We start from the raw sequence: 12,222 nt of genomic DNA on the forward strand, positions 1-12,222 counted from the left end.
TTCCAGCGACCGGCGCGTTGCCCGGGCGTACGCGCAAACGCATACACCCGCGATACGGGCCGCCGCCTAGGCTGAACGGCATGCGGGTGCTGATCGTCGAGGATGAGCCGTTCCTCGCCGAGGCCATCCGCGACGGGCTCCGGCTCGAGGCGATCGCGGCCGACCTCGCCGGTGACGGCGACACCGCGCTGGAGCAGCTGTCGGTGAACCGCTACGACGTGGTCGTGCTCGACCGCGACATCCCCGGCCCGAACGGCGATGAGATCGCCCGTCGGCTCGCGCGCTCCGCAGAGAGCCCGCGCATCCTCATGCTCACCGCGGCCGCGCGGCTCCACGAGAAGGAGAGCGGCTTCGAGGCCGGCGCCGACGACTACCTCACCAAGCCGTTCGCGCTGCGCGAGCTCGTGCTGCGCCTGCGGGCGCTCGAGCGCCGTCCGTCGGCCGGGGCGCCGCCGGTGCAGGAGTACGCCGGGGTCCGCCTCGACGCCTTCCGTCGCGAGGTGTACCGCGACGGACGCTACGTCGCCCTCACGCGCAAGCAGTTCGCCGTCCTCGCCGTGCTGATGGCCGCGGGCGGCGGGGTCGTCAGCGCCGAGGACCTCCTCGAGCGCGCGTGGGACGAGAACGCGGACCCGTTCACCAACGCCGTGCGGATCACCATCTCCACCCTGCGCAAGCGGCTCGGCGAGCCGTGGGTGATCGAAACCGTTCCGGGCGTCGGCTACCGCCTCGCCGCGGTGCCGGGCGCGACGCCGTGACGGCCGCCGTCGCCCGGCGCGGCGGGCTGTCGCTGCGGATCAAGCTGACGCTGAGCTACGCCGGCCTCGTCGTCGTCGCCGGCGTCGCCCTGTTCACCGTAGGCTTCCTCGTGCTGCGCTTCATCCCCGACGGCAACCTGTGGCTCAACGACGGCAGCTGGGCGCCCAACAAGCGCGACCTGCTCCAGGTCTTCGTGAAGTACACGTGGTGGGCGATCGGAACCCTCGTGGTGATCGGCCTCGTCGGCGGCTGGCTGCTCGCGGGGTTCATGCTCCGCCCCCTCGACCGCATCACCGCCGCGGTCCGGCGCGTGGGCGACGGCGCGCTCGGCGAGCGCATCGCGCTGCCCGGACCCCGCGACGAGCTCACGGAGCTGGCCGACGCCTTCGACGCGATGGCCGCCCGCGTGCAGCACACGATCCAGGAGGAGCGGCGCTTCGCCGCGAACGCCTCGCACGAGCTGCGCACGCCGCAAGCCATCATCCGCACGCTGCTGGAGGTGGGCGAGGCCGACCCTGCCGGACGCGACGTCGACACCCTGCTCCGCCGCCTGTCGGCCACCAACGACCGCTCGATCGCGATCATGGAGTCGCTGCTGGCCCTCGCGCACGGAGATCTCGGCGAGACGGCGCCGGTCGATCTCGCGGCGGTCGTCGCCGAGGCGATCGACGAGCACGGTCCGGATGCCGCGGCCCGCGGCATCCGTCTGCATCCGTCCCTGCGCCCGAGCCTGGTCACGGCCGACCCCACGCTGGTCGCGCGGCTGGTGGCGAACCTGGTGCGCAACGCGATCGTCCACAACGTCGGCGGAGGTGTGATCTGGCTCTCGGCGCGCCCCGACGACGGGGATGCGGTGCTCACGGTCAGCAGCACCGGGCCGCAGATCGACGCGGCGCTCGCCGCCACGCTGACCGAGCCGTTCGTCCGCGGCGCCGGGCGCACGCGCGGCACCGACGGACCGCAGGGGTCGGGCCTCGGCCTGGCGATCGTCGCGTCGATCGTCCGCGCGCACGACGGCGCGCTCGAGGTCGTGCCGCGCGCCGGCGGCGGGCTGACCGTCAGCGTCCGACTGCCCGCCAGCCGTCGCGCCTGAGCCCGCGACGCGCGCGGCGGACCAGCCACCACAGCCCCATCGCCGACGCGGCGAGCACGGCGCCGATGAGCGAGCCCGCGCCGTTCCACAGCACGTCGGCGAGGTCGGGGACGCGTCCGGGTATGCCCTCCTGGGCGAACTCGACGGCCGCCGACAGCCCGAACCCCGCGGGGATCGCCAGCAGCCACCAGCGTCCGAGCAGGAGGGCCACCGCCGCGCCGAACGGCACGAACAGCAGGGCGTTGAGGACGGTGTCGACGGAGAGCGAGGGCAGCCCCGCGAGCGTCGGGACGGCGAGGTCGACCCGCTCGAGGAAGGCGCCGCGGGCGGGCGCGACGAGGCGTCGCGGAGCGAGGGTGAGCGCCGCCACGACGGCGGTCGCGAGCGCCGCCGCGAGCAGCCGGGGGGCCATCGGCGCGGTGCGCGTGCGCGGAAGCAGGTGCACGGGGGATGAGGTGCGGGTCATGGGAGGGCCTCTCGTCGGTGACCCCATCCCAGCGCCGCGCATGTTGCGGGAGCGTATGCGTCCCGGGCTACGCCGGTGGGGGGCTCCGGAGGAGCAGGGCGGCGAGCACCGCGGCCAGGACGACGAGCGCGGCAACCGCCGAGACGACGGCGGGCCAGCCGCCGCCGACGACCAGGAGTCCCAGCATCCACCCGAAGAGGCTCGATCCGCCGTAGTAGCCGAGGTAGTACAGCGACGACGCCTGGGCCCGGGCATCCGCCGGGCTGTCGACGGGCGCCCAGCCGGAGGCGACGGCGTGGGCGGCGAAGAAGCCGGCCGTGAAGACGAGCAGGCCGGCGAGCACCACGAGGAGCGACGGGACGAGGGTGAGCAGGGCGCCGAGTGCCATCACGCCGGCCGACACCAGCAGCACCGGCAGGCGACCGTGACGGGCGGCGAGTCCTCCGGCGATCGGCGAGGTGACGGTGCCGGCCAGGTAGGCCGTGAAGAGCAGGCTGACCGCCCACGTCGGCAGCGAGAAGGGCGCCGCGGTCAGGTGGAAGCCGAGGTAGTTGTAGAGCGCGACGAACGCGCCCATGAGGAGGAAGCCCTGCGCGTACAGCGCGAGCTGACGCGGCGAGCGCAGGTTGGCGGCGAGCCGGCGGCCGAGGGGGCGCGGCACGTCGGGCGTCTCCGTGCGTCTCCGCTGCGGCACGAACCCCTCAGCGCGCGGGACGAGCACGAGGAACAGCACGGCGGAGGCCGCGCACACGACGGCGACCACGAGCACGCCGACGTGCCAGCCGCCGAGGTCGCCGAGCGGACCGGCGATGATGCGGCCGGAGAGCCCGCCGATCGTGGTGCCGGCGATGTAGCTGCCGGCCGCCGCGGCGGTGTGGCGCGCGTCCACCTCCTCGCTGAGGTAGGCCAGCGCGATCGCCGGGACGGCGCCGAGCCCGACCCCCTCGAGGAGCCGCAGGACGAGGAGCGTGGTGAGGTCCGCGCTCAGGGGCGCCAGCAGGCCGAACGCCGTGGCCACCACGATGCCGACGGTCATCGCCGGCACCCGCCCGATGCGGTCGGCCACCACCGACCACGGCAGCACGGTCGCGGCGAGGGCCAGCGTCGTCGCCGACACGGCGAGCGCCGCGGTCGAGGGGACGACCTGGAATTCCACGGCGATCTGCGGGAGCACCGCCTGCGGGGAGTACAGCTGGGCGAAGGTGGCGACGCCGGCGAAGAAGAGCCCGGCCAGCAGCCTGCCGTAGGCGCGGTCTCCGGGCAGATGGCCGGTGAACGCTCCTGTGGACATCGGCTCCAGGCTACCCCCGCGCCTCGCCGAACCGCTCCGCCGAGGCGACCTGCTCCGCCACGCGGCGCAGGGCCAGGAGCAGCGGCTCGACCATCACCGAGCCGAGCACGACGTAGCGCACGGCCGACTCGACCGAGTCGGTCGGGACGCCCGCGATCTCGGCGCGGGCGATGTCGCGCATCGAGGACAGGTACACGGGCATCACGTGCTCGGGGACCGTGAAGCCGACGGCCGTCAGCGCGTCCAGGGCCGCGGCGACGGCGTGCAGCACGGTCTCGTCGCAGAGCCCCGGCCGCCATCCGAGCTGGGCGACGAGCTCCTGGGCAGCGGTGAGGTCGCGCTCCCCCGTGACCACCGGGGTCACGGCCGCGTGGGCCGCGCCGAGCAGCTCGTGCGGGTCGGCGGGCGGCTCGTCGAGCGCGGCGACGACCTTGCGGGTCTCGGCGACGCTCACGCCGGAGCCGATCAGGGCGCGCACGACGCGCAGACGCTGCGCGTGGCGCTCGTCGTAGACCGCCTGGGTGGCCGCAGTCCGCTCGGCCTCGGGCAGCAGGCCTTCGCGCAGGTAGTACTTGATGGTCGGGACGCGCACGCCTGTCGCCGACGCCAATTCCGAGATCCTCATCGTCACCTCTTGACATCGATAGTAGCGCTATCCAATATGGATAGCGGCGCTATCCAGCGTCATGGCGTGCCGTCCGCGGCCCGACGAGAGGTGACACCATGGCCCGCATCATCCCTGGACGCATGACCCATCGACACGAGGGCGAGTTGGTGGTGTTCCACATCGGCATGCAGATCAACCGCTGGTGGCGGCCCGATCTCTGGCTGCCGGTCTCGATGGCGATGCCCCGGATGCTGCGCGAGCTCTCCATGGACCCCGATTCGGGTCTCCTCGGCTTCCACCTGCTGGTGGGCGCCGGCGGTCCCTACGTCGTGCAGTACTGGTCGTCGATGGAAAAGCTCTACGCGTACGCGAGCAACCCGGCGCAGGAGCACCGCCCGGCCTGGACGCGGTTCAACCGCATGGCCCGGAAAGCCCCCGAGGCCGTCGGGGTCTGGCACGAGACCTTCCTGGTGGAGCGCGCGGAGAGCATGTACGTCAGCACCAGGGCCATGGGCCTGCCGAAGGCGACCGAGCTCATCCCCGTCGCCTCGCGGCACGATCGCGCGAGCGCCCGCATGGCCGACGGCGCCACCGCGGCGGCCCGCTGACACCGTGATCCCGTGACTCAGAAGGCGGAGATCCCGGCTTCGACGTCGCGCGCCGCCGTCAGCGCCAGCGCGTCCGCGTGCAGCGGAGCGATGAGCTGCACGCCCACCGGCAGTCGGTCGCGGTCGGTGCCCGCGGGCACGGTGACGGCGGGCAGGCCCAGGAAGTTGACGGCGACGACGAGTCGCAGCATCCGCCACGCCGTCGTCGTGGCGTCCGGTCCGCCGAGGTCGAAGTCGACCGCGGGCAGTCGCTCGGTGGCCACCGGCCCGAGGATGACGGGGTGCTCGCGCTGGAACCGGCGCCAGTCGGCGGCGATGACGGCGCGCCGCGCCCAGGCCTGCGCGTAGTCGGCCGCCGACTCATAGGGCACGGCGGCCGCAGTGCCGTCGCGGAGGAAGGCGGTCGCCGACCGCCCCAGCGGCACGGGCAGCCGGTCGGGGGCGAGCGAGATCGCCATGTCGGTGCAGGCGAGGCGCCGCCACAGCAGCGCGGCCTCCTCGAGGTGCGGCGGATCGACGTGCTCCACCGCCCAGCCGGCGGCCGCGAGCGCGGCGGCCGCGGCGTCGACACCGGCGGCGATGTCGTCGTCGACGCCGCCCCCTGGCGGGGTGCGGGTCACCGCGACCCGGCGCGGCAGTTCGGCGCCCGGACGGACGTCGAGCGAGACGGGGTCCTCGGTGTCGACCCCCTCCAGCACGCCGAGTGCGAGAGCGAGATCGTCGACGGTCCGGGCGAGCGGCCCGTTCACGGAGAACTGCTGCAGCGTGGGCATGACCGGGTCGACCCGGACGGCCGCGCGGGGAACGCGGCCGAACGAGGGCCGCAGCCCGCAGATGCCGAGCGCGGAGGCCGGCAGCCGGACCGACCCGCCGAAGTCGTTGCCGAGACCGATCGCCGACATGCCGGTGGCCACCGCGACGGCGTCTCCCCCACTCGAGCCGTACACGGTACGGGTGGCGTCCAGGGGGTGGAGCGTGCGGCCGTACAGGTCGTTGTCGGTGTCCCACCGCATGCCGAAGTCGGGCATGTTGCCCCGGCCGATCGGCACGCCGCCCGCATCGCGCACGCGACGGACGACGGTGGCGTCCTCGGCCGGGACCGCATAGACGCCACCGCGCCATCCCTGCGTCGTGGCCGACCAGGTGATGTCGATGTTCTCCTTGACGCTGATCGGCACGCCGGCGAGCGGGCCGGGGTCGCGCCCGGCCGCGACGAGCGCGTCGACCTCGTCCGCCGCCCGTCGCGCCCGATCGGCGTAGACGACCGGCAGCGCGTTCAGCACCGGGTTGCGCTCGGCGATGCGCGCTAAGTGCGCATCGACGACCTCGGCGGCGGTGAGGCGCCCTGCCCTCACGTCCGCGGCCAGCCGGGCCGCCGGCATCCGTGTCGCATCCGACTCATCCACGCGGCGGTCTCCGTCCCGACCGCATCACGGTCACTTGTCGGCGAGCTTGCGCAGCGCGCTCCTCTTGTGAGCGGCCTCCGCGCCGGTCTTCTCCGACGTCACCATGTACATCGGCTCGTCCTTCGATGCGGTGAAGTGCTGGTCGGCGAACTCGAAGTCCGACGTGCGGATCCGGGTCACCTCGCCCTGCGTGCGTCCCTGCGACGTGCCCCAGCTGACGCGGTCGCCCTTCTTCAGTTCCTCGGCCATGATGCCTCCTTTTCCCCGAAAGTACGTCCGCGCTCCCGGCACCGACGCGGGCTTGCCTCCACCGGCGTGCACGCGCTAGGTCGCGCTTCCCGGGGCGCGGAGCCTTGTCAAGGCCCCGGTCGCCGACGGGGGCCGCGGGTACCGTCGGGACCACACGACAGGAAGGACGGACAGTGGCCACCACGACTGCAACCGCCAAGAAGAGCACCGCCCCCGCGGCACCGCGCAACAAGCGCCGGCCGGCCCGAGGAGGAGTGGGCGCCGAGCTCACGAAGGAGCAGAACGCCGAGCAGGGCTTCCAGGCCTCGGAGTCTCTGAGCGCGAACCTCCAGCGCGTGCTCGTCGACCTCATCGAGCTGTCGCTGCAGGGCAAGCAGGCGCACTGGAACGTCGTCGGCACCAACTTCCGCGACACCCACCTGCAGCTCGACGAGATCATCGAAGCCGCCCGCGAGTTCGCCGACACGGTCGCCGAGCGCATGCGCGCGCTGCACGCACTGCCCGACGGCCGCAGCGACGTCGTCGCCGAGACGACCACGCTGCCCGAGATCCCGCAGGGCGAGATCGCGACGAGCGAGGTCGTCGACCTGATGACCGAGCGGCTCGACGACGTCGCCACGACCTGCCGCGACGTGCATGACGACGTCGACGAGGAGGACCCCACCAGCGCCGACATCCTCCACACGATCCTGGAGCGTGTCGAGCAGCTGTCGTGGATGGTGAGTGCGGAGAACCGGACCCCCCGCCGGTAATCCGCTCGTCGACGCCCGCCTGCTCCCCCCGGCAGGCGGGCGTCGTCATGTCCGGGAGGCGCCGCGCACCGCCGGAAGGCGTAGCGTGTCAGCGTGAGCGCCTGGGACGACAAGATCATCGAAGAATTCCGCGAGAACGGCGGCGAGGTGGGCCAGTTCGGCCGTTCGCTCGTGCTGATGCACCACAGAGGCGCGAAGAGCGGCACCGAGAGGGTGACGCCCGTGATGGCGATCCCCGACGGAGACGGCTGGCTGGTCGCCGCGTCCAAGGCCGGCGCGCCCGACAACCCGGCCTGGTTCCACAATCTGGTCGCGCACCCCGACATCGACCTCGAGACACCCGACGGCACCGTCGCGGTGCGCGCCGAGGTGCTGGCCGGAGACGAGCGCGACCGCGGGTGGGCCCGCTTCACCGACGCGAGCGAGGGCTTCCGCGAATACGAGAAGCGCACCTCGCGGACGATCCCGGTGGTGCGCTTCTCCCGACGCTGACGCGACGACGTGGCGTGTCGCCCGCCGTCAGCGCACGGCGCTCAGGGCTGCGACTCGGCCTTGCGGCCGCCCGCCTCCAGCACGTCGCCCGACGGCAGCTCCTGGTGGCCGCCGAACTGCAGGCGCATCGCCGAGAGCAGCTGGTTGGCGTAGTGGTCTTCGCCGCGGGACGCGAAGCGCTCGAAGAGGGATGCCGCGAGCACCGGCACCGGAACGCCCACGTCGACGGCGGCCTTGACGGTCCAGCGACCCTCGCCCGAGTCCGACACGCGTCCGGCCAGCCCGTCGAGGGTGGGGTTCTGCGCCAGCGCGGCGGCCGTGAGATCGAGGAGCCACGAGGAGATGACCGACCCTCGGCGCCACAGCTCGGACACGGCGGGCGTGTCGATCGTGAACTGATAGAACTCCGGCTCCTCCAGCGGGGCGACCTCGGCGGAGTGCTCGGCCTCGCGCACGCCGGCGTCGGCGTTCTCGAGGATGTTGAGGCCCTCGGCGAGCGACGCCATGATGCCGTACTCGATGCCGTTGTGCACCATCTTCACGAAGTGCCCCGCGCCCGACGGTCCGCAGTGCAGGTAGCCGCGCTCCTCGGGGGTCAGGTCGCCCGTGCGCCCCGGCGTGCGCGGGATCTCGCCCGGGCCCGGTGCGATCGTGCGCAGCAGGGGCTCGATGCGGGTGAACGCCTCGTCGGGGCCGCCCACCATGAGGCAGTAGCCGCGCTCGAGTCCGAAGACGCCGCCCGAAGTGCCCACGTCGACGTAATGGATTCCCGACTCCGTGAGCTTCGCCGCCCGGCGCACGTCGTCGCGGTAGTTCGAGTTGCCGCCGTCGATGATGATGTCGCCGGGCTCGAGCACGGCGGCGACCTGGTCGACGACCTTGCCGGTGATGCCCGCCGGGATCATCAGCCACACGGCGCGGGGCGCCTGGAGCTTCGAGACGAAGTCCGCGATGTCGTGGATGCCGGTGGCACCCTCCTTGGCGAGCGTGTCGACCGCTTCGGCGCTGACGTCGTAGACGACGCACTCGTGGCCGTCCGCCATGAGGCGCCGCACGATGTTGCCGCCCATCCTGCCGAGTCCGATCATTCCCAGCTGCATGGCCGCTCCTTCTGTCGTCGATGCCGCGGCCGGCTCCCCGTGGGAGCGGCCTCGGCGATGCATCCGAAGTCTAGGCCTCGGTCGTGTCCGGCTTCCGCGAGCCGGTCACTTCTGCGGGTCGTGGCCCCAGTTCATCAGCGAGTAGCGCCAGGGCGTGTCGGCGACCTCACCGGACGGCTTCTGCGCAAGGTGGCGCTTCACGTACCCGACGACCTTGCGCATGTGGGCGAGGTCCGCATCCGTCAGGTCGTCCTTCTTCGTGCGGAGGATCTCGATGATGTGCCGGCCCGACGCGTGACCCGTCGACTCCCCGCCGCCGGACTTGTCGCCGACCTCGCGGGACTCGTCGGTGTCCAGCCACGTCTCCAGTTCGGAGGCGGTCATGTTCACCGCCTCGTCGAATTCCTTCCGGGTCTTCTTCGGGTCGTCGTCGCTCATGACGCCAGTGTCCGCGATCCCGCCGCACCCTCATCCGGGGTTGACACCGCGCGGCGCGCGCAGGCTCACAGGCCGAGCCGGTCGAGCGCGGCATCCATCCGCTCGGTCATCGCGTCGTATCCGGCATCGTTCGGATGGAGGCCGTCTGCCGCCATCTCCCCCGGCCGTCCCTGGATCCACGACGAGGCTCCGGGGATGTAGTCCGCATCGATGGATGCCGCGCCCTCTTCGACCCAGCCGATGACGGCCTCCAGGCCCGGCCGTCGATCGGCGGTGTACCAGAAGGGCTCCACGACGATGAAACGCGCGTCGGGCAGGGCGTCGTGGAGTCGGGTCAGGTCCTCGCCGATCTGCGCGTGGATCTCGTCGGCCGCGGCGTCGTAGCTGAACACGTCGTTGAGCCCCATCGTGACGAAGACGATGTCGGGATCGACGGCGATGATCTCGCCGGGAAGGTCGCGGCGAGCCGTCCGGTGAGTGACGAAACCGAGGCCGTTGACGCTGGGGTTGTACTCCTGCCAGCCCCGTTCGTCGCAGATGCGGGTCGACCAGCGCTTCGACGGATCGGATGCGCCCGTGCCGAGCGTGTAGGAGTCGCCGTAGAACGCGACGACCGGGCCGTCGGAGGCCGGTGAGAAGGACGGCGCGGATGCTGCGGGCACCGCGCACCCGGTGAGCGCGGCAACCGCCGCGAGCACCACGACCATGGCCCACTTTCGCATGCGCGCCTCCTTCCCTCCTCTTCGTCGTCGAGGAGCGATCAGGTTGGAGCTGTCGATGCCGCGTGCCTCCGACGGCTCGCACCGGTGGACTGAGATCTCCCATGTACGTCGCTCACCTGACGCCTCATGCGCCTTCGATGCGGACGTCGCGCCCTTTCGCGTCAGGTGGGCCGGCGGACGGATGCCGGGCGGCGCGGAAACCGCGGGCACAGGGGGCTGGTGCATGCTGGTGGCCATGATCAGCGATGACCTCGCGCGCCTCCCCGTCGCCAGCACCCAGCCCGGCGACCACCCTCGGCCGCAGCTGCTGCGGGAGCGCTGGACCGATCTGTCCGGCGCGTGGGGCTTCGCCCACGACGACGCCGACATCGGGCTCGCGGCGGGGTGGCCGCGGCATCCGTCCTTCGATCGCACCATCCAGGTGCCGTTCCCGCCCGAGTCGGCGGCGTCGGGCGTCGCCGACACCGCGCACCACCGGGTGCTCTGGTACAGCCGCGAGCTGACCGCCGCCGATCTCTCCGGGACGGGCTTCGCGGAGGGCGATCGCCTCATGCTCCGCTTCGGTGCCGTGGACTACCGCTGCCGCGTGTGGGTCGACGGGCAGATGGTCGGCGAGCACGAGGGCGGGCACACGCCGTTCTCGTTCGACGTGACCGATGTGCTCTCCGACACGGCGACGCACACCGTCGTCGTCCGCGCGGAGGACGACCCGGAGGACGTGGCGCAGCCCCGTGGCAAGCAGGACTGGCGCGAACACCCGCACGTGATCTGGTACCACCGCACGAGCGGCATCTGGCAGCCGGTGTGGCTGGAGGCGGTTCCGGCCGTCGCCGTGACGCACCTGCACTGGATCGCGGACGTGCGCGCGGCATCCGCCCGCGTCCGCATCCGGCTGTCGCGGGTGCCGTCCGAAGCGCTCCCGGTGGAGGTCGTCCTGCGCGACGGCGACGTCGAGCTCGGGCGGACGTCGACCACCACCAGGCGCGACGAGCTCGACGTCTCCGTGGCGATTCCCGCGCTCACGAACGGCCAGGCGTACGAGGAGCTGTTGTGGGCGCCCGAGCACCCGCGGCTCATCGACGCGGTCGTCGCGGTGGGCGGTGACGCCGTGTCGTCCTACCTCGGGCTGCGCACCGCGGAGGTGGGAGCCGGCCGCTTCCTGCTCAACGACCTCCCCTTCTCCGTCCGCTCGGTGCTGAGCCAGGGGTACTGGCCGGAGTCGCACCTCGCGGCACCGTCCGCCGACGCCCTGCGCGCGGAGGTGCAGCTGATCAAAGACCTCGGCTTCACGGCGGCGCGCGTGCACCAGAAGTTCGAGGATCCCCGCTTCCTCCACTGGGCGGATCGCCTGGGACTGCTCGTCTGGGGCGAGGCTCCCGCGACCTTCGCCTTCACGCCCACGGCGGTCGCCCGGTCGGTGCGCGAGTGGCTCGAGGTGGTCGACCGCGACTTCTCGCACCCGTCGATCGTCACCTGGGTGCCGCTGAACGAGAGCTGGGGCATCCCGCACGTCTCCCGTGACGAGCGGATGCGGCACTACGCCCGTTCCCTCGTCGGCCTCACGAAGGCGCTCGACCCGACGCGTCCGGTCGTCTCCAACGACGGCTGGGAGCAGGTCGACACCGACATCGTGGCGATCCACGACTACGCGTCGGACCCGGAGGTGCTCGCTGCGCGCTACCGCGACCGCGCGGCCGTCGATGCCATGATCGCGGGCGTCGGGCCGGCCGGCCGGCGACTGGTGCTGACCGGCGACGTCGCCGACGCCCCGATCATGCTCACCGAGTTCGGCGGCATCTCGTTCCACGTCGACGCGGCCGAAGGCTCCTGGGGATACTCCGCCGCCCGCTCGGCGGAGGACTTCGATGCGCGGCTCTCGGGCCTGCTCGACGCCGTCCACGCGAGCGGCGTGCTCGCCGGGTTCTGCTACACCCAGCTCACCGACACCCTGCAGGAGACGAACGGCCTGGTCGGCGCGGATCGGGTGCCGAAGCTGCCGATCGAACGGCTGCGCGAGATCATCACCGGGACGCGCGCGGAGTGACCCCTTCGCGGGTGTCGCTGCCGCAGCATCCGCTCACCTGACGCGAACTGCGGTCACCGGCGGGACTTCCGGCAGCGCGCGTCAGGTGAATAGACGGATGCTGCGCCTGCGGGTGTGCGTCACGTCGGCGCTTCGGGACGCGCGCGGAGTGACCCCTTCGCGGGTGCCGCAGCCGCCGCCTCCGCTCACCTGACG

14 protein-coding genes are annotated in these 12,222 nt (G+C 72.5%); 6 read left to right on the forward strand and 8 right to left on the reverse strand.

Annotation, left to right across the window (positions count from 1 at the left end; translation table 11 throughout):
- The first annotated feature begins 80 nt into the window (after positions 1–80).
- A complete protein-coding gene (locus CVS47_RS11825) occupies positions 81–758 on the forward strand; it encodes a response regulator transcription factor (protein ID WP_127096257.1) in 678 nt (225 codons plus the stop codon).
- Positions 755–1,852: a sensor histidine kinase gene (locus tag CVS47_RS11830; RefSeq protein ID WP_127096258.1), complete on the forward strand. Its 1,098-nt coding sequence runs from the start codon at positions 755–757 to the stop codon at positions 1,850–1,852. The genes CVS47_RS11825 and CVS47_RS11830 overlap by 4 nt, the downstream gene beginning before the upstream one ends.
- On the opposite strand, the gene CVS47_RS11835 is transcribed toward CVS47_RS11830, so the two are convergent.
- The 3 genes from CVS47_RS11835 to CVS47_RS11845 form a co-directional block, all read right to left on the reverse strand.
- The gene (locus CVS47_RS11835; protein WP_127096259.1) at positions 1,818–2,318 is read right to left on the reverse strand and encodes a VanZ family protein; all 501 of its coding nucleotides are present in this window, start codon (positions 2,316–2,318) and stop codon (positions 1,818–1,820) included. The two genes, CVS47_RS11830 and CVS47_RS11835, sit on opposite strands and share 35 nt — an antisense overlap.
- Positions 2,319–2,385: 67 nt before the next feature.
- Entirely contained in the window at positions 2,386–3,609 is a 1,224-nt protein-coding gene (locus CVS47_RS11840) for an MFS transporter (protein ID WP_127096260.1), read from the reverse strand.
- Between the two features lie 10 nt (positions 3,610–3,619).
- On the reverse strand, positions 3,620–4,234 hold the full coding sequence (locus CVS47_RS11845; RefSeq protein ID WP_127096261.1) for a MerR family transcriptional regulator: 615 nt from the start codon (positions 4,232–4,234) through the stop codon (positions 3,620–3,622).
- A gap of 98 nt (positions 4,235–4,332) precedes the next feature.
- On the opposite strand from CVS47_RS11845, the gene CVS47_RS11850 reads away from it, so the two are divergent.
- The gene (locus CVS47_RS11850) at positions 4,333–4,824 is read left to right on the forward strand and encodes a DUF4188 domain-containing protein (protein ID WP_127096262.1); all 492 of its coding nucleotides are present in this window, start codon (positions 4,333–4,335) and stop codon (positions 4,822–4,824) included.
- Between the two features lie 17 nt (positions 4,825–4,841).
- On the opposite strand, the gene CVS47_RS11855 is transcribed toward CVS47_RS11850, so the two are convergent.
- Together CVS47_RS11855 and CVS47_RS11860 are read right to left on the reverse strand one after the other, a co-directional pair.
- Positions 4,842–6,230 carry an amidase gene (locus tag CVS47_RS11855; RefSeq protein WP_241240139.1) on the reverse strand — a complete coding sequence of 463 codons (1,389 nt, stop codon included), beginning with the start codon at positions 6,228–6,230 and terminating at the stop codon, positions 4,842–4,844.
- Between the two features lie 30 nt (positions 6,231–6,260).
- On the reverse strand, positions 6,261–6,479 hold the full coding sequence (locus CVS47_RS11860) for a hypervirulence associated TUDOR domain-containing protein (protein WP_127096263.1): 219 nt from the start codon (positions 6,477–6,479) through the stop codon (positions 6,261–6,263).
- 254 nt (positions 6,480–6,733) lie between these two features.
- On the opposite strand from CVS47_RS11860, the gene CVS47_RS11865 reads away from it, so the two are divergent.
- Both CVS47_RS11865 and CVS47_RS11870 read left to right on the forward strand, forming a co-directional pair.
- Positions 6,734–7,231, forward strand: a complete 498-nt coding sequence (locus tag CVS47_RS11865) for a Dps family protein (RefSeq protein WP_378791040.1) — start codon at positions 6,734–6,736, stop codon at positions 7,229–7,231.
- A 93-nt stretch (positions 7,232–7,324) separates the two neighbouring features.
- On the forward strand, positions 7,325–7,723 hold the full coding sequence (locus tag CVS47_RS11870; RefSeq protein ID WP_127096265.1) for a nitroreductase/quinone reductase family protein: 399 nt from the start codon (positions 7,325–7,327) through the stop codon (positions 7,721–7,723).
- A 41-nt stretch (positions 7,724–7,764) separates the two neighbouring features.
- On the opposite strand, the gene gnd is transcribed toward CVS47_RS11870, so the two are convergent.
- The 3 genes from gnd to CVS47_RS11885 form a co-directional block, all read right to left on the reverse strand.
- A complete protein-coding gene (gene gnd, locus CVS47_RS11875; RefSeq protein WP_127096266.1) occupies positions 7,765–8,823 on the reverse strand; it encodes a phosphogluconate dehydrogenase (NAD(+)-dependent, decarboxylating) in 1,059 nt (352 codons plus the stop codon).
- Between the two features lie 105 nt (positions 8,824–8,928).
- Positions 8,929–9,261 (reverse strand): DUF3140 domain-containing protein, encoded by a 333-nt coding sequence (locus CVS47_RS11880; RefSeq protein WP_127096267.1) that lies wholly within the window; start codon positions 9,259–9,261, stop codon positions 8,929–8,931.
- A 65-nt stretch (positions 9,262–9,326) separates the two neighbouring features.
- Entirely contained in the window at positions 9,327–9,983 is a 657-nt protein-coding gene (locus CVS47_RS11885; RefSeq protein ID WP_127096268.1) for an SGNH/GDSL hydrolase family protein, read from the reverse strand.
- Positions 9,984–10,218: 235 nt separating this feature from the next.
- On the opposite strand from CVS47_RS11885, the gene CVS47_RS11890 reads away from it, so the two are divergent.
- Positions 10,219–12,027: a glycoside hydrolase family 2 protein gene (locus tag CVS47_RS11890; RefSeq protein WP_127096269.1), complete on the forward strand. Its 1,809-nt coding sequence runs from the start codon at positions 10,219–10,221 to the stop codon at positions 12,025–12,027.
- Positions 12,028–12,222: the final 195 nt, after the last annotated feature.

The sequence above is a fragment of the Microbacterium lemovicicum genome, assembly GCF_003991875.1.
GTDB classification, from domain to species: Bacteria; Actinomycetota; Actinomycetes; order Actinomycetales; family Microbacteriaceae; genus Microbacterium; species Microbacterium lemovicicum.

What these genes read in the sequence shown, in the direction of transcription:
- CVS47_RS11825 (WP_127096257.1), top strand. Translation starts at nt 81, where the DNA reads ATGCGGGTGCTGATCGTCGAGGATGAGCCGTTCCTCGCCGAGGCCATC.
- CVS47_RS11835 (WP_127096259.1), bottom strand. Translation starts at nt 2,318, where the DNA reads ATGACCCGCACCTCATCCCCCGTGCACCTGCTTCCGCGCACGCGCACC.
- CVS47_RS11840 (WP_127096260.1), bottom strand. Translation starts at nt 3,609, where the DNA reads ATGTCCACAGGAGCGTTCACCGGCCATCTGCCCGGAGACCGCGCCTAC.
- CVS47_RS11845 (WP_127096261.1), bottom strand. Translation starts at nt 4,234, where the DNA reads ATGAGGATCTCGGAATTGGCGTCGGCGACAGGCGTGCGCGTCCCGACC.
- CVS47_RS11850 (WP_127096262.1), top strand. Translation starts at nt 4,333, where the DNA reads ATGGCCCGCATCATCCCTGGACGCATGACCCATCGACACGAGGGCGAG.
- CVS47_RS11860 (WP_127096263.1), bottom strand. Translation starts at nt 6,479, where the DNA reads ATGGCCGAGGAACTGAAGAAGGGCGACCGCGTCAGCTGGGGCACGTCG.
- gnd (WP_127096266.1), bottom strand. Translation starts at nt 8,823, where the DNA reads ATGCAGCTGGGAATGATCGGACTCGGCAGGATGGGCGGCAACATCGTG.
- CVS47_RS11880 (WP_127096267.1), bottom strand. Translation starts at nt 9,261, where the DNA reads ATGAGCGACGACGACCCGAAGAAGACCCGGAAGGAATTCGACGAGGCG.
- CVS47_RS11885 (WP_127096268.1), bottom strand. Translation starts at nt 9,983, where the DNA reads ATGCGAAAGTGGGCCATGGTCGTGGTGCTCGCGGCGGTTGCCGCGCTC.
- CVS47_RS11890 (WP_127096269.1), top strand. Translation starts at nt 10,219, where the DNA reads ATGATCAGCGATGACCTCGCGCGCCTCCCCGTCGCCAGCACCCAGCCC.